Source organism: Alteromonas sp. KUL150 (genome assembly GCF_009811475.1).
In the GTDB taxonomy this organism is placed as follows: Bacteria; Pseudomonadota; Gammaproteobacteria; order Enterobacterales; family Alteromonadaceae; genus Alteromonas; species Alteromonas gracilis.
Genome location: NZ_BLIJ01000019.1, coordinates 1 through 17,163, shown reverse-complemented (window position 1 = coordinate 17,163; position 17,163 = coordinate 1). Strand labels below are relative to the sequence as shown.

The window sequence follows — 17,163 nt, the reverse complement described above, 5'->3', positions numbered from 1 at the left end:
TAAGATTTTATGAATATTGATTACCGTAAACCGCTTCCTAACGCGGGTATCGATTTTTTCGATACCCGTGAAGCGGTAGATGCTATTGAGCCAGGTGCCTATGCCAAGCTGCCTTACACGTCGCGTGTACTGGCTGAAAACTTAGTGCGCAAATGCGCCCCTGACATGTTAACCGACTCGCTTAAACAGCTTATTTATCGCAAGCGCGACTTAGACTTTCCGTGGTTTCCTGCTCGCGTGGTCTGTCACGACATTTTGGGGCAAACAGCCCTTGTAGACTTAGCAGGCCTTCGCGATGCTATCGCAGCAAAAGGCGGTGACCCGGCGAAAGTGAACCCAGTTGTTCCAACGCAGTTGATTGTTGATCACTCATTAGCTGTTGAGCACGCTGGTTTTGAAAAAGACGCGTTCGAGAAAAACCGTGCGATTGAAGACAGACGTAACGACGACCGTTTCCACTTTATTAACTGGACTAAAACCGCGTTCAAAAACGTAGACGTTATCCCTCCAGGTAACGGCATAATGCATCAAATCAACTTGGAGCGTATGTCGCCGGTTATTCAAGCTCGTGACGGCGTCGCCTTCCCTGATACACTAGTGGGCACTGACAGCCACACACCACATGTTGATGCACTTGGCGTTATTGCAGTTGGTGTTGGCGGACTTGAAGCTGAAAGTGTTATGCTTGGTCGCGCATCTTACATGCGTTTGCCCGATATTGTAGGCGTTGAACTGACCGGCAAACCACAGCCAGGCATAACGGCTACAGACATTGTTCTAGCGCTTACCGAATTCTTGCGTAAAGAGCGCGTTGTATCGGCGTACTTGGAATTCTATGGTGAGGGTGCATCGCACTTAACGCTCGGCGACCGTGCTACCATTTCGAACATGACACCGGAATACGGTGCCACTGCAGCCATGTTCTACATTGACCAGCAAACTATTGATTACTTGCGCTTAACTGGGCGTGAAGAAAAGCAAATTGCGCTTGTTGAGAAATACGCTAAACACACTGGGCTTTGGGCTGATGACTTAGAAACTGCCGAGTACGAAAGAGTTCTTACGTTTGATTTGTCTGCCGTAGGCAGAAACATGGCCGGGCCGTCTAACCCGCATGCACGCTTACCCACAAGCGACTTAGAAAGTCGCGGTATCGCAGCTAAATGGACTGAAGAAGAAGGCAAAATGCCTGATGGCGCGGTGATTATCGCAGCTATCACCAGCTGTACTAATACCTCTAACCCGCGAAACGTGATTGCAGCAGGCTTACTTGCCAGAAATGCAAACGCGCGCGGTTTGACCCGCAAGCCATGGGTGAAAAGTTCACTAGCGCCAGGTTCTAAAGCCGTTAAGCTGTACCTTGAAGAAGCCAACTTAATGAGCGAGTTAGAAGATTTAGGCTTTGGCGTAGTTGCCTTTGCGTGTACTACTTGTAACGGTATGAGCGGCGCGCTAGACCCTAAAATTCAACAAGAGATTATTGACCGTGATTTATACGCCACGGCGGTATTATCGGGCAATCGTAACTTTGACGGTCGCATTCACCCCTATGCTAAGCAAGCCTTCTTGGCATCGCCACCGCTGGTTGTAGCATACGCTATTGCCGGTACCATTCGCTTTGACATTGAAAAAGATGTACTAGGTACTGATAAAGACGGCAACCCGGTAACGCTTAAAGACATTTGGCCAAGCGATGAAGAGATTGACGCTATTGTTGCTAAGTCGGTGAAGCCCGAACACTTCAGAAAAGTATACGAGCCAATGTTCGACTTGAGCGTTGACTATGGAAAAGACATTAACCCACTTTACGACTGGCGTGAAATGAGCACCTACATTCGCCGCCCACCCTATTGGGAAGGTGCAATGGATGCCGAGCGCACCATGAAGGGTATGCGTCCGTTAGCCATTTTAGGTGACAACATCACCACAGACCATTTATCACCTTCGAACGCCATTATGGCAAGCAGTGCCGCGGGTGAATACTTGGCAAAAATGGGGCTACCCGAAGAAGACTTCAACTCGTATGCCACCCACCGTGGGGATCACTTAACCGCCCAGCGCGCTACTCTTGCGAACCCGAAAGTGTTCAACGAGATGGTGCTGGAAAACGGTGAAGTGAAGCAAGGTTCACTGGCCCGCGTTGAGCCAGAAGGCCAAATAGTCCGCATGTGGGAAGCCATCGAAACCTACATGAACCGTAAACAGCCTCTGATTATTGTTGCAGGCGCCGACTACGGTCAGGGTTCATCACGGGACTGGGCAGCTAAAGGCGTGCGTCTTGCAGGCGTTGAAGTGATTGTAGCTGAAGGCTTTGAGCGTATTCACCGTACTAATCTCATTGGTATGGGCGTGCTACCGCTTGAGTTTAAGCCTGGCACGACACGTAAGACGCTAGAGCTAGACGGCACGGAAACCTACGACGTAAGCGGCGAACCTTCACCAGGCGCAACATTGACGCTAGTAGTAAACCGTCAAAACGGCGAGCAGCTAGAAGTGCCCGTAACCTGTCGCTTAGATACAGGTGAAGAAGTCTCTATTTACAGCGCAGGCGGGGTACTACAACGCTTCGCCAAAGACTTCTTAGAAGCGGAAGCTAGCTGATTCAGCTGGGAAGAACTGAGCCGGTTGCAGGACACGCCGTGAATACATCCATGTAGGCTCCCAATTCGCATCCATGCGAATTGAGGGTCCCGCACCCAACTCAGTACTTCCTAAATCAGCTAACTTCTGTTGACAGGGTTTACTATTTTTTGGGAAGGAAAAAACATGACAAAGTATGCGCCACAACTTCGAGTACCGGCTACCTACATGCGTGGAGGTACCAGTAAAGGTGTGTTTTTCAATTTAACCGATTTGCCAGAAGCAGCGCAAAAGCCGGGACCTGCGCGCGATGCCCTGCTTCTGCGTGTTATCGGAAGCCCTGATCCATACGGTAAACAAACTGACGGTATGGGTGGTGCTACATCAAGCACCAGCAAAACCGTTATTTTAAGCAAAAGTGAACGTGAAGGTTACGATGTCGACTATCTATTTGGGCAAGTTGCCATAGACAAGCCATTTGTGGACTGGAGCGGTAACTGCGGTAATTTAACAGCCGCCGTTGGCGCGTTTGCAATCAGCAATGGCCTTGTCGACAAGGATAGAATCCCCGAAAACGGCATTGCGATTGTCAATATTTGGCAAGCCAATATCAATAAGGCGATTATTGCCAAGGTGCCCATCACTAATGGCGAAGTGCAGGAGACCGGTGATTTTGAGCTAGACGGGGTTACCTTTCCTGCAGCAGAAGTAGAAGTAGCATTTGTTGACCCAGCGGACGGTGAGGGTGCTATCTTCCCCACAGGGCGATTGGTCGACACACTTGAAGTACCTGGTGTTGGTTCACTTCAAGCGACCATGATAAACGCGGGTATTCCAACTATTTTCATTAACGCTGAAGATATTGGCTACACGGGCACAGAATTACAGGACGACATCAACAACGATGCAGGGGCCCTGTCTAAATTCGAAGCCATTCGTGCACACGGCGCTGTTCAAATGGGTCTAATTAAAGATGTAGGCGAAGCCGCAAACAGACAACACACGCCTAAAGTTGCGTTTGTTGCACCTCCTAGAAGATATAAGGCATCAAGCGGAAAAGACATTTTAGGCTCTGATATTGATGTGCTAGTTCGCGCGTTATCAATGGGTAAACTTCACCACGCAATGATGGGTACGGCAGCCGTAGCTATCGCTGCGGCTGCGGCAATTCCAGGTACTCTGGTGAACCTAGCAGCTGGCGGAGAAGACAGAGATTCAGTGACCTTTGGGCACCCCTCTGGCACGCTACGCGTTGGTGCGAAAGCGTCATTTGAAGACGACAAGTGGCATATCAACCAAGCAGTAATGAGCCGAAGTGCAAGGGTGCTTATGGAAGGAAACGTGCGCGTTCCTGTCGAACAGAGCTAAGAGCATTAGCCGGCATCGAAAAGTCTCAATATAGACATTCGTATGAAAGGCCCTCTTCAAGAGGGCTTTTTTAGTAATTGTTGATTACTATAAACGAGTAGTTATCAAGAGAAGTTCACATGTATAAAGTGCTTGTAGTAGAAGACAGCGTGACTGTCCGTAAGATCGTCAATAAACTTATTGAAGAAAATCCTCATTTTACATGTGATCTCTGTGAAGATTTAGCTGAGGCCAAAGGGGCTCTTGAGAGCGGCACCGAATACTTGGCCGCTATTGTTGATTTAAATCTTCCCGACGCCCCCCGTGGCGAAAGCGTCGAATTAGCACTTTCTCATAACGTTCCAACAATCGTACTGACCGGTAACTTCGATGAATTTACTCGTTCGCAACTGCTCGATCAGGGCGTGCTAGACTATATTACGAAAGAGTCTCGCTATTCTTACCTACAGGTATCTAAGCTGGTTGATCGCTTAAGAAAAAACCTAAACACAAAGGTACTTGTTGTTGAGGACTCTATGACGAGCCGGAACCATATCTGCTCCTTGCTTCGCAAATTCAGGTTTCAAGTTCACGAAGCAAGCGATGGTGTGGAAGCGCTCGATGAGCTTGATAATCATCGCGACATTAAAATGGTGATTGCTGATCATCGTATGCCTAACATGGACGGCTATGAATTGGTTAAGGCGATACGCCACGAAAAGAGAATGCAAGATCTCGTTTTTATCGGGCTTTCTGCCACTGGCGATAGCGTGCTTACTTCTAAATTTATTAAAAGCGGCGCGAATGACTTTCTCTCAAAGCCCTTTTATCACGAAGAATTCTATTGCCGCATAATGCAGAACCTTGAATCGCAGGAAATGATTCAAACTATTCGTGACTCAGCTAATTTAGATCCACTTACTAAGGTCTATAACCGCCGTTTTCTTTATGAAAAAGCCGAAGAGTTGTTCGAAAATAAAGGAACCAGATCAAATGTCATAGTGTCGATGATAGATGCCGATAACTTTAAAGGCGTGAACGATACTTACGGTCATAAAACCGGCGACGTATTATTACAGGAATTCGCCGCACTTCTAAAAGACTATTTTCCAGACGACCTGATAGTCCGCTACGGTGGTGAAGAATTCACTGTAGTTTCAGTAAGACCACCAAAAGTTTATCTTTCAGCGCTCGCTACATTTATGGACACTGTGCGCACCACCAGATTTACTCACCATAAATTCAACGTGACGTGCAGTATCGGTGTGTGTGCCGAAGAGCACGACTCCTTGGAGTCTCAATTAGAAGTTGCTGACGCTCGATTATACGAAGCGAAGCATGCAGGTAAAGATCAGATAATTCTTAGAGATAGAAAGCAAAAAGTGTCTTTACAAGCATAGATTAAATTACAAATACCAGTCTCTTATAGGCAGTGTTGCTGCTCCCACTGCAACCGGGCAATCGGTTACTCCAGCGCAAACGATTTCGGGCATCGGACGCTTAGCACCACGTCTAAACTGTGCATATACGTCAATCCTTGGAATGACTTTTTGCGCCAATTTAGTCGGTATGTGACCGCCGATGATAATGGCTTGGCTATCAAGCAATGCTGAACTTGCCGTTGCGACTAAATCGAATGAGTCTTGCACCTTATAGATCCATTCATCAACCCCAGGCCACTCAGGATCAAACACTTCATTTAAGCGATACATTGATGGTACCTCAACACCGTGCTTTAACAATATACGCTCAAGCAACTTCAGGTTTGGGTGGCTATACAGTTTAGCAGGTAGCATATCGCCCAGCTCCCCGGCATTGCCATGGGTTCCCCGAATCATGTCACCGTTATTGATCAACCCCCCGCCAAATGCACTTGATACGAAGAAGTACACAAAGTTTTTATACTTCCGCCCTACCCCTGCGATCCCCTCACCAGCGGCGGCTCCCGTCCCATCATTTACTACCCAAGTGGGTAAATTAAATGCATCTGCCACAGTATCTGCAATATTGATATCAGCCCATTCTTCAATTGCATGGTGCGTATTCATTTTGCCATCATTTGAGCTGAAGAAGCCTGAAATGCCTACGCCAATACCGAGTATACGGTCATTATCGATACTATGTTCTGCTGACATTGCTTCAACTTCAGACACGGCTTTTGATAGTACCGAAGCAATTCCCATATCGTCTAATTCTACGTGCCGGGTTGCAACCACTTCACCTTTAAAGTTCATCAAAGCAATGGATATAGCATCAAGCAATATCGACAAGCCATAGCTATAAGCATACTCGGGGTTTGGCTCTAGTCCTGTGGAGGCTTTCCCCGATTCACCGACGCCTCTGATAAGACCATCTTCAATAAGTGTAATCACCAAACGAGAAACGGTCTGCTGGGGTATTTTTGTGGCGGCAGATATTGCTCTTTGTGTTATGCCGTGAGTCCAAAACACCTCTTTGACGATAGCTTTGGGATTGTCTTGAAGCAACTTTTCGCCTTTGCCAAGCTCGAAATTACCACGCAGCAATTGATTGTTTCTCGCCGATGTCAGCATAGATTTCACTTTCAACATATTCGAATTAAGCTGTACCTATTATACGTAACTTACGCTGAGTTCCCACTACGTTGAAATAGAAATCACTCTGAAATCATTCACGTTTGTTCGTGTTGGCCCAATCTCTATATGCGCGTCAAGAGCATCAAAAAAGCCAAAGCTATTGTGCTCATTTAATAATACGTTTACATCAAGCCCCTTATTAAATGCCTTCGCAAGTGTACCTTCGTCAATAAAGGCGCCTGCCACATCTTTGCTGCCATCAACTCCATCTGTATCGGCTGCTAGGGCACTAATTCCTGGCTCTCCGTCGAGTGCGTGTGCAAGAGCCATGAGATACTCTTGGTTCGGCCCGCCTTCACCTTCAGAATCACCTAGGGTCACCGTAAGTTCTCCGCCTGAAAAAAGTAGAATTGGCTTACCTTTTTTCTTATATTCAAGCGCGATTTCTGCATGCCGTTTAGCGACTGTTTGCGCCTCTCCTCTTTCTGTATAACTAATAATCTCGGTATCCCAACCAGCCGCCTTCGCTTTTTTAACAGCGGCATCAATTGCACTTTGCGCATTAGCCACCAATGTGTAGTCACCTGAGACCTTCGGAAGCGGCAAAGCTTGATTTAAGTGGTCACGAATAGAAGACGCTTCACTAAATCCATACCTATCGAGAATAGCGATTGCATCTTCAGGCTTTGTAGTATCTTGAACCGTTAGTCCTGAGGCAATAAAAGCTGGGTCGTCACCCACAACATCTGAAATAACTAAGCTTGTATTTATCCCTCTCGACGCAGCGGCAAGTCTTCCCCCCTTGATAACAGAAACGTGTTTTCTAACTGTATTCATTTCCTCAATGCTTGCACCACTTCGCAATAAGAATTTGTGCAGTGCAAGTTTCTCATCCAGTGAAATACCCTCTGGCAGAGCACAAGCGAGTGACGACCCGCCGCCGGATATAAGGAAAATAGCATTTTCTGAAGGGGCTACCTTAGATGCCAAAGACAATAACGCTTTAGCCCCTTCTACACTATTTTCATCAGGGACTGGATGTGCAGCAAGGCGAACCTCGATATTGCCTGTAGGCTCTGTATTTTCGTAGCCGTAACGTGTCACCACCAAACCGTAAGCGTTATCGCCGAAGTAGTTATAGGCCTCAACGGCCATATCTGCTGCCGCTTTACCCGCCCCCAGAATACATACTCGCTGATTCTTATCAAACGAAGCGAAGTACTTTGGCAAACAGTGTTTAGGTTTGCTAACTCTCACCGCTTCTTCATACAAAGATAAAAGGAATGTTTTAATCATTTGAAACCTCTAAAAGGGTCCGCAGGACCCTTATGAAAATAGTGAAGGGAGAAGTAAACATACGCTTAGCATGACGATAAAAAAGCCTAGCAATATGAAAATGTCGCTCTTGGTTAGAATCGAGTGAAAAACAAGCTTTTTAGTATCATTTGAAGATACTGATGAAGGCCATACACTGCGCGCTACTATTGAAACCACGCAGGTGACAACAAAGCCGATGACATTCCACCAGAACCAAAAAATGTCTGGAACGAATAGCCAAATAATGATGTTTGTTCCAACGCCTGCAATGAGCCCCAAATTAACGTGTCGTCCGCTCAGCGTTTTACTTGCTACGGCAAGTAAAAAGAGCGCGAGTATAGGCCCGTAAAATACAGAGCCAACTTTGTTGATAGCTTCAATTATTGTTGGTGCAATATTTCCTGCAAAAAGAGAAAGAACAAGCGTAACGCCACCCCATATTAAACCAGTGATTTTAGCCACGCGAAGATAACTTTTTTGCTCAAGTTCTGTATCGGTTATGCGGCAATAGTCTTCAACGGTCACCGCCGATAGTGAATTGATAGCTGAGCTTAACGAAGACATAGCGGCAGATAAGATAGCCACAATCAAAAGCCCTATTAACCCATGCGGAAGGTAATTTAGGATAAAGGTCGGCATCAACCAGTCTGGGTTATCAGCAGGGATTTTACTGAAAAAGTCAGTGTTGGTAAGCGCAAGTGTGCCAACAATTAACCCAGAAAAACAATACAGCAATGTTATAGGAAAACGAATAATTCCGTTGGCGACAATCATTTTCCGAAGGTCATTCTCGTCTCTTGCCGATAACGCACGCTGAGCTTGTGTTTGATCACAGCCATAATAGGACGCGTAAAGAACAATCCCACCAAACAGCATTGGCAAGAAACCAAATCCATCGCCACTAAAACCCAAAGAAGAAAAATCTATTGCGGTTAGCCGCTCTTTAGGAGCCTGCTCTACCAGTGCGTCAAAACCGCCAAGTGCATGAAGACCGATGGCTATACACGCTATGGTGCCCAGCACAATTATTACCATTTGTATGGCGTCGGCATAAACTACCGCTTTCATACCGCCTTGAAGCGAATAAAGCACAGTAATAATGCCGGTAAGCACCACGGCCTGCCAAGCTTCAATGCCCATAGTGCCTTGCAGAATAATCGACACTGCATAAATCATGATACCCGTTGCAAACGCACGGCTAAATTGGAAAACAATGCTTATTAGAACGCGAGTTAAACGTCCAAATCTTTGCTCTAGGTAGTCATATATGCTGACTACGCCCGACTTGTATAGAGACGGAAGGATAGTACCTAGTAGCAGGATCATAGCAATAGGAATACCCAGTTCATAAGACAGCCAAATCATACCGCCGCCATCCCGCAGTCCAACAAAAGCCGGAGCAGAAATAAAGCTAATTGCAGAGAGCTGTGTGGCCATTACGGAAAGTGTTAGCGGCTTCCAGCCTAACGTTCTGCCACCAAGAAAATAATCACCCTTGTCTTCTTGCTGTCTTAAGGCGAACCCCATATACAGCAAAGCGGCAAGGTAACCTATCACTACAATATAATCTAAAAAATTCATATGCTGTTCTTATTATTCAAGTCGCGAAATAAAAAGCTGATAGCTCCGCTAAGAGCCATCAGCGAGGGGGAGTGTCAACGTCGACTAGAAATCATAACGCAAACGCAAAGACACACGGCGCGGTAATATAGGGCGACCTACGAAGTAAGATTCACCTGCCGTTTGGCTATTACCTAGACGAGGAGACCCTTCAGTAATACCATCTGAATCGAATAGATTCCAGACAGCGATACTTGCACGAAGTCGCTCATTCTGTCCGAGTTCCCATGTATAGCCCGTATCTAAACGGAATACGTGGAAGTCATCTAACTCAACAGAATTAGCGTCGTTAGTAAAGTTTTTACCGTGGTAATTGTGGTAGAAAGAGATATCCCAGTCATCTAGCGTATAACGCAAGGCAGAGTTAAACATTACGTTCGGTTTTCTTCTTAACTCGTTACCAATCACAGAAGGATCTGAATCGTATTCGGTAAATTCATGATCAGTAAAGGTAAAGTTAGCATCGAAGATTAAGTCATCGGTAATGTTGTAACTACCAACGATTTCAACACCATAAGCTTCTGTAGACTGAAAAACAGGGACTTCAATTGCTACGCCGTTTTCGTCGTTCACGAAGTCAACAGAACGTCTGTCTTCGAGATCGGTTTTGAACAACGCTACCGTTCCCACAAAATCATCTAAGAAGAATTTGGCACCTACCTCAGCTTGCTTCACTATTTCACTTTCGTAACGTCCTGGTTGACCGTTAGGATTAAACGCAACGCCGCGAAGTTCAGGGAAGAAAAACCCTCGTGAATAGTTAGCATAAACGTTGAAATTATCGGCCAGTTTGTAGAGCGCAGCTATTGAATAAGCAAGTTCCGAGTTATCTACGTTACCGTGAGTTAAAGCACCGTTACCCGTTACATTCACCTGTAAGTCTTGATAGAGCATAGGATCGTCATTAACGACAACCGTTTGATTACCTTCTCGTGTAATCGTGCCGTCTATTTCTTCCCAGCGCAGACCAATATCAATGATCCAATCATCACTTTGCATTTGGTCAGCAATATAGAAGGCATTTCTGCGTGCAGAAATAGTCGTATCGGAGAAACTAATACCAGGGCCGGTGACGCCATTTTGACTGACTATTACGCTATTATTGTCTGGATCGGTAATCGATAAATCGACCAAACGAGCTTGGTTGTTAAACTCACCAAGATATCGAGTAATTACATTGTTGTCTTCTGCCTCAGCACTTGAGAAAAAGGTACCTACCGTAATGCTATGGGAGAAGTCACCAATATCGAGATATTTAACAATATTCAGCTCAGATGAGAAGTCTGTAGCGGGTCTATCTCTATCTAGAATACGGTTTGCAAATAATAGGTCACCTTCGGGTAGCGCAATGTCTGTTCCCGCATAAGTAAATGCTGCACTACCTAGCTCATCAAGCCCACGGTTTGCTAAATATTCACTTTGCGTTTCCGGCACATTAATGATGCCGTCTCCATCAAGGAATAAATTGAACTGGTGGTCGTAACTTGCATATTTCGCACGCGCAAGTACGCTATAGTCATTACCCAAATCTTTCGAGAATTCCATAGACACCGAGCCACCTCTTGTTGCGACGCCCTCTTCAATCGGAGTGCGATAGCGTCCATCTGCAGTGTCATAAGATAAACCTGATGCGTAGAAAGTCTGGGTTGATTCTACTTCTCGCCCGTCATTGCCAGCAACACGCTCTCGGCTTTGAGCGTCGAGTGGCAGAGGGAGAAAGAATTGCACTTCATCGTTAATGGCTTGGCCATAGATAGTGAAGTAACCGCTCCCGTCATCAAATTCTTTGTGAATGTTACCGCGAACTTGGTAGCCTTCAGTAGGCAGTCCAGTGTCAATTGGGCCTTCATCATAACGATAAAAACCAGACATAGCGTAATACATACCTTTTTCGTTCAAAGGCCCGCTTGTCGCAAAATCTAAACGCTTGCGATTGTTATCAGATAACTCCAGCTGCACTGTGCTTTCTGAAAGTTCAGTTCCCTTCTTAGAAAGGTAGTTAATAACCCCAGCGACAGAGCCTTGACCAAATAGGTTAGATACACCACCGCGAACAAATTCTACACGCTCAATACCTAAATCGTTCCTAAAGTACACATCGTATGCAGATGAGTTAAGACCAAACGCACTCAAAGTGGGTGAACCATCATACAGTAATGGAGTAAATTGGAACTGACCTGATGACGGTAAGCCTCTAACTTGCAAGTTAGTAGCGACTTCACCACCACCGCCTTCTACCTTTATACCCGGTACATAACGAAGAACATCGGCTTGGCTACTCATTGAGAGTTTCGCTACTTCCTGCGCGCCCATGGATGTAGTCGACTGCGGCGTTTCCGCTACCAAACGAGCACGACTGGTGCCCGTAACAACGATTTGTTCATACTCTTTTTTAGCTTTGTCGCCTTGAGCACCATCATTTTTTTCAGCGTCTTGGGCGATTGCATTGCCAGCTAATAGCGACGAAATAGTCGTCGCAAGAAGTAGTTTATTCACTGTGTATCTCCAACCGTTTTTAATTATGTTGAGTGTCTTAGTAGGGCTTCACACACTGCCGAACACAACACCTCGCGATTAACTTCCCATTTACAATAAAACACAAATTTATCACTTTCAACCCAAAATGGGTTTTATTTTTAAATTTTTGTGTAATAATTGCTAAATCTAAAACTCATATTGGGTAAACATTAATGATGAATATAGAAAACCGTGATGCGCATCTCATTGAAGAAGCGAAAGCAACGCTAATTAAAAACGATCTTGGTGGCTATACGGTGCCTACGCACGGACTGTATCCATTTCAGTGGAACTGGGATTCAGCCATCGTGGCTTTAGGTTGGCTTCCTTTTGATGAGCCTAGAGCTTGGGAAGAAACTACGTCATTGCTCAGCGCGCAATGGAAGTCAGGAATGGTGCCCCATGTTGTTTTCCACAAGCATTCAGATACTTACTTCCCTGGTCCTGATATTTGGGGCGTACAGAATTCACCGGATAGTACGTCTATTACTCAGCCTCCCGTGCTAGCTTCCGTTATCAAGATTTTGTTTGAGGAGACGAAAGATCGTGCTCTTGCTGAGTCTCAGATAGAGACTATCGTTCCCCAGCTCATCGATTACCACTTATGGTGGTATAAGCAGAGAGATCCTGAAAATACAGGTTTAGTAGTAAGTTATCATCCGTGGGAATCAGGCATGGATAATAGCCCTGCTTGGGATGCAGCACTAGAAGCTGTTCCATGTGTAGATTGGGAATATACGCGTCGTGACATAAATCACATCGATGCCTCCGAACGTCCACACAAAAAGGAGTATGATCGCTTTTTGTATCTTGTCGACTTTTTCCGCAAGATGAATTTCGACGATACATTGATTTATCAAGATTGTCCGTATCGTGTAAACGATGTGAGCATTATTTCAATTCTGCACCGCGCCACGAAAGATTTGCTGGCAATATGCGAAAAAGTTGGTGTAAGTAACGAACAAACAGCTTACCTTGAGAAAAGACTCAACCTGACTGAAGGCGTAATTAACAAGCTTTGGTGCGCCGAAACTAATATGTTTCATAGTTTTGACACCCGAAGCAATTCAATGTGTAAAGCTCGTACATCTGCCGGACTATTACCGTTTTTCGCAGGTCTCGTTGGCGAGCATCAAACTGACTTGCTAATTGATGAGTTAGATAAGTGGCTTAATCATAGCGAATACGCCATTTCATCGACCCACCCCGAAGACCCTAACTACGAGCCTCAGCGCTATTGGCGTGGGCCTATCTGGATTCATATAAATTGGATGATAGTGTTAGGCTTGGAAGAGTATGGTTTCACGCAACAAGCGCAGCGAATCACAGAAGGTAGTCGTGCTTGTATTTATACAAGTGGGTTTAACGAATCATTCCATGCAGAAACTGGCGCGCGAAGTGGCGGAGCCGATTTCTCTTGGACTGCAGCCATGGCGCTTTACTGGCTTTTGCCAAACACCACAGAAAAAGGTTAAGGGGATCTTCGAATGCTTTCTCAACCAGATTTTTCATCCAATAAATTCTTAGATACACATATAAAAAGTATACTGGCTTTCTACGAGCCTAATGTAGATGCTCTATCAGGCGGCTTCTATCAGAACTTTATGGATGACGGCAGTGTGTATGACAAACAAACTCGTCACTTAGTGAGCTCTACACGTTTTGTTTTTAACTATGCGAGAGCTCATATAGCTTATGGTGATACACGTTATAAGGAGCGTGTCGAGTCTGGCATTGAATTTTTACGTGAATATCATTTGCAGAAAGATACTAAGGGCTACGCTTGGACACTGTCTGTGGATGGAACCGAAAGCACGGTTACTGATGCAACTAACCACTGCTACGGTTTAGCCTTCGTAATTTTAGCCTATAGCTGGGCACTTCGCGCTGGGGTAAAAGAGGCAGAGCAGTATATTCACGATACGTTTTCTCTTATGGAAACGCACTTTTGGGATAGCGAATTCGGATTATACAACGACGAATTTAATGCTGACTTTTCACAATGCAGTGATTATCGTGGGCAGAATGCAAACATGCATAGCTGCGAGGCGCTGATTGCGGCTTACGAAGCAACACGCTACGCTCCTTTTCTCCAGCGCGCTATAGAGTTAGCTAGAAATATCACCATTCGTCAAGCAAACAAAGCTGATGGTCGAATTTGGGAACACTATACGAAGACATGGGAAGTAGATTGGGATTACAACAAAGATGATCCTAAAAACCTTTTTCGTCCTTGGGGTTTTCAGCCCGGTCATCATACTGAGTGGGCAAAGCTATTGTTACAAATTCACCAATATGAACCACAAGATTGGTTAGTTGAACGCGCCTGCTCGCTATTCGATTCCGTAATTGAGTTGAGCTGGGACGAAACAAATGGTGGTTTATACTACGGTTTTGCTCCCGACAATAGTATTTGTGATGATGAAAAATACTTTTGGGTACAAGCTGAATCTTTTGCATGTGCCGCCCGATTGGCGCTGGAAACGGGTAACGAAAAATATTGGCAGTGGTACAACCGGGTTTGGGATTACTCTTGGAGGCACATGGTCGACCACAAGTATGGCGCTTGGTTCAGGATTTTATCGGCTAACAATGAAAAGCTAGAAGAGACTAAAAGCCCAGTTGGAAAAACGGATTATCATACAATGGGCGCCTGCTATGACGTGCTAGATGCACTAAAGTTTTACCAAAAATAAAGCTTTAAACAAAAATCATACGTAATGAGTAAAAGGTGCTAGCTTTTAAAAAGGCGGCGCTTTTTACTCAGTAATTAAAGTGAGTTTGACTAATTCCAGCTCAATTACATCCAAGACTTTCTTGTCGCCTCCACCTCAAACAACACGCTGTCAGCAAGCTTGTTCACGTACTTTTCAGGTAGGAAGGGCACCGTCACCGCTCCTGAGGCCAGCACAAACTTAATAGTGGCAAGCTTTCTTTTTTTCATAAATATGCTCTGCTTTACGATCACTTGCTGCGCTTTGTAGGGCTCGAAGCATTGATAGTCTACGCCTACTCGCCCCCGTCTTATGTAAACGTACTTGTTATCGTAGGCTATTCCCCACCGCCACCATCTAAGTGTCAGTAAAAGGGCCACTATGATAAAAGTAGAGACTGCGCCAATCATAATGTCTAAGTGAGATGTTACTGCACCAACGACGAAAATGCCGAGAAGTGGAGTAGTCCAAGCTGCTAGCAGCCAAAATCGAATGAAGCGCCGACTTATCGTTTGATAATGCTGTCCACGCAAATCACAGCCAGGCATTACTTCCTGGCTAAGTGCAAAAGCTTCATCTTCAGTTACTGATGGCACAATGAGCTTATTCGGCGACATAAGCTCTTGCATTTGCTGCCCAGCGGTTGAGTTTTGCTCGAAATACAAATTTACCCGCTTCAACACTTTATCTAACCAGTCTTGCTTTGCCGTGATCATCTGTATACGCGATGCTCGCATACTAACTTCAAGCTTGTTAAGCAAACCACTGCGACGTATATACCGGTCTCCTGTTCTTGAAAGCGTATAGCCGTAGAAGGTGAAAAGCGCGCCCCCAACACTAAGCAGCGCCACCAACGCCATAATCATCATTAACACGACAAAGGCATACAGTCCAAACTGCCACCATGCCACCGTCTGTTCGCCTACGATTTGGTTAAGCTGTAACCCCTTGTTTGCTAACCATTCTGAAACCACGCCAAATACGTCGTCATAAAAAGGCGCTGCGGCACCCAGTATGATCCAAACGCGATTGTTAGTAATACCATGAATAATAATATCTTTAACCGAACGGCGGTTAAGCACTTCTTCATTTGTAAGGGCGCTGGCAGCTGCAGTATCGATTTTTGCGGAGTGTTGTGTACTAGAATCCTTATCTCCCATTTCCTCATCAGATTTGCCAGTAACGTCATCCCCGATGTGCTGCACTTTTTCATACAGCACCTGTTTTTTTAGGGCTTCCGCGTAACTTTCAGGTACCGCCACTATTTTGGCTTCTTCCTTACCGCTCCCGGCTGTATCAAGCACCACGAGTGCGTAGCCGAAAGGACGATAGTAAAACGGCCTTTCTATCTTAACATTTTGAATGCGCCACAATGGCAGGTTGGTATAACGGCGTTGGAATACACCATGATGAATTTCAACGTGCTGGTTGTGCACGCGAAATTTGTACATCAAGTAGCTGATTACACCACTGCCACTCGTGGACAAAAATAAGACTCCGGCGCCAATAAGCACTTGAGGAGAAAAAAGGTTATCCCAAATGTTGAACGAAATGGCTAATGCGGGAACGGCGTAAATAAGCCCTTGCGCCATATTGGTAAAATTGCGAATGGTAAAATACAAAATTGAAATAACAGCAAGCCGTTGCCAGTCGCCGCCAGTCTCGACTTCAGGCTTATCTTCACCGTTCCCTTCACCGTCGTTTTGTAGGGATAGAGAAACATCATCGTTTGGCTCTTGTGACCGCATAATGTTTATAGTTTGGTTTTCAGAAGACCCAGACGCTGCCATTAGCGAGCACCTATATCTTTATGCGCCAGAATAAATTCACGCAACTGCTCTGCGCGCGACAGGCTTAGCCCTGGAATTTCAAACGTGTACATTTCGCCACCAGCAGAAAAAACTTGAAGTGAAGCAAGGCCGGCCCATCTGTCTAGCGGCCCACGATTTACCTCCACGTGTTGAACACGCAATATAGGTTGGCAAGAAAGTTTTCTAAAAATGAGCCCTGACTGCTTGCTTATGTCTTGTTCTCGTATTGCGTAAAATATGCGAACGTCGGCAAAAAAGTGGTACAACGCCCACACGCCACCAATTGCAACTATTACTGCAACAACGTACGGGTAAGCTAGAAGTAGATTGTCTGGTAGCGACCAAAAACGCTGGAACCTCAACCCTGTGATAGTCCCCGTCAACGCAAAGGCTATTAACCCAATTGAGAAGATATTTAGCGCGCGATACTTTCTGGATATAGGTACTAAAGCAAGAGTTTTAAAAGACGGTATTTCATCAACGCTAAGCTGATTGTTGGAAAACACGGTTTCTTGTGGCGTGTCAGTCGTCATCACGAAAATTCCTTTTACCTCTAAATTAGCCCGTTCGGTTTACGGGTTTACTCAACGCTACTAAACATCTAGAAAACCTTAAGCCTTGGAGCAACGTTTATCTCTTAGCTAAGCAATAAAAAAGAGGGCAAGCCCTCTTTTTACATTGATAATGTGTAATACCATTAAT

At 45.4% G+C, this 17,163-nt stretch carries 11 protein-coding genes; 5 read left to right on the top strand and 6 right to left on the bottom strand.

Annotation, left to right across the window (positions count from 1 at the left end; genetic code table 11):
- Positions 1-9: 9 nt before the first annotated feature.
- The 3 genes from acnD (at position 10) to GVO62_RS03815 (ending at position 5,327) form a co-directional block, all read left to right on the top strand.
- On the top strand, positions 10-2,601 hold the full coding sequence (gene acnD / locus GVO62_RS03825) for a Fe/S-dependent 2-methylisocitrate dehydratase AcnD (protein WP_159117809.1): 2,592 nt from the start codon (positions 10-12) through the stop codon (positions 2,599-2,601).
- 165 nt (positions 2,602-2,766) lie between these two features.
- Positions 2,767-3,948 (top strand): 2-methylaconitate cis-trans isomerase PrpF, encoded by a 1,182-nt coding sequence (gene prpF / locus GVO62_RS03820; protein ID WP_159117808.1) that lies wholly within the window; start codon positions 2,767-2,769, stop codon positions 3,946-3,948.
- A 119-nt stretch (positions 3,949-4,067) separates the two neighbouring features.
- Complete coding sequence (locus tag GVO62_RS03815; RefSeq protein WP_159117807.1) at positions 4,068-5,327, top strand: diguanylate cyclase; 1,260 nt, start codon at positions 4,068-4,070, stop codon at positions 5,325-5,327.
- Positions 5,328-5,333: 6 nt separating this feature from the next.
- Here the strand turns inward: GVO62_RS03815 and GVO62_RS03810 are convergent, their stop codons facing one another.
- The 4 genes from GVO62_RS03810 to GVO62_RS03795 form a co-directional block, all read right to left on the bottom strand.
- A complete protein-coding gene (locus GVO62_RS03810) occupies positions 5,334-6,476 on the bottom strand; it encodes an ROK family transcriptional regulator (RefSeq protein ID WP_159117833.1) in 1,143 nt (380 codons plus the stop codon).
- A gap of 69 nt (positions 6,477-6,545) precedes the next feature.
- Positions 6,546-7,778 (bottom strand): glycerate kinase type-2 family protein, encoded by a 1,233-nt coding sequence (locus tag GVO62_RS03805; RefSeq protein ID WP_159117806.1) that lies wholly within the window; start codon positions 7,776-7,778, stop codon positions 6,546-6,548.
- A 30-nt stretch (positions 7,779-7,808) separates the two neighbouring features.
- Entirely contained in the window at positions 7,809-9,380 is a 1,572-nt protein-coding gene (locus tag GVO62_RS03800) for a sodium:solute symporter (protein WP_159117805.1), read from the bottom strand.
- Positions 9,381-9,464: 84 nt separating this feature from the next.
- Positions 9,465-11,915: a TonB-dependent receptor gene (locus GVO62_RS03795; RefSeq protein ID WP_159117804.1), complete on the bottom strand. Its 2,451-nt coding sequence runs from the start codon at positions 11,913-11,915 to the stop codon at positions 9,465-9,467.
- A 194-nt stretch (positions 11,916-12,109) separates the two neighbouring features.
- Here GVO62_RS03795 and GVO62_RS03790 point away from each other — a divergent pair, with 194 nt between their 5' ends.
- Both GVO62_RS03790 and GVO62_RS03785 read left to right on the top strand, forming a co-directional pair.
- Entirely contained in the window at positions 12,110-13,411 is a 1,302-nt protein-coding gene (locus GVO62_RS03790; RefSeq protein WP_159117803.1) for an MGH1-like glycoside hydrolase domain-containing protein, read from the top strand.
- 12 nt (positions 13,412-13,423) lie between these two features.
- Complete coding sequence (locus tag GVO62_RS03785; RefSeq protein WP_159117802.1) at positions 13,424-14,632, top strand: AGE family epimerase/isomerase; 1,209 nt, start codon at positions 13,424-13,426, stop codon at positions 14,630-14,632.
- 104 nt (positions 14,633-14,736) lie between these two features.
- On the opposite strand, the gene GVO62_RS03780 is transcribed toward GVO62_RS03785, so the two are convergent.
- Positions 14,737-16,440, bottom strand: coding sequence for a PH domain-containing protein (locus GVO62_RS03780; protein WP_159117801.1), 1,704 nt, complete (start codon positions 16,438-16,440; stop codon positions 14,737-14,739).
- Positions 16,440-16,994 carry a PH domain-containing protein gene (locus tag GVO62_RS03775; protein WP_159117832.1) on the bottom strand — a complete coding sequence of 185 codons (555 nt, stop codon included), beginning with the start codon at positions 16,992-16,994 and terminating at the stop codon, positions 16,440-16,442. The genes GVO62_RS03780 and GVO62_RS03775 overlap by 1 nt, the downstream gene beginning before the upstream one ends.
- Between the last annotated feature and the right edge of the window lie 169 nt (positions 16,995-17,163).